The organism is Streptococcus mitis (genome assembly GCF_946190065.1).
Lineage (GTDB): Bacteria > Bacillota > Bacilli > Lactobacillales > Streptococcaceae > Streptococcus > Streptococcus mitis_DE.
Window position 1 is genome coordinate 1 of record NZ_CAMHZD010000255.1, and the last position, 233, is coordinate 233.

The window sequence follows — 233 nt, forward strand, 5'->3', positions numbered from 1 at the left end:
CAGGCGGCCGCGCAGGCCGGTAATCTGGCGATCCCTCTGGTTAAACAACTGACGACACGGGTGGCGCAGCAGGATGCTGATGCCGCTCGCTTCGTGCATTGGGGCGCCACCAGTCAGGATGCTCTCGACACCGGATTGATGCTGCAACTGCGAAACGCACTGGCATTAACGCTTATCGACCTGGATCGACTGATGGCGGCGCTGGTGCAGCAAATCACCCGTCATCAGGATTG

Annotated in this window: 1 pseudogene; it reads left to right on the forward strand. The window is 60.1% G+C overall.

What is annotated here, in order from left to right:
• Window positions 1-233 (forward strand): annotated as a pseudogene (locus OCF96_RS10100) (lyase family protein); the annotation flags it as partial.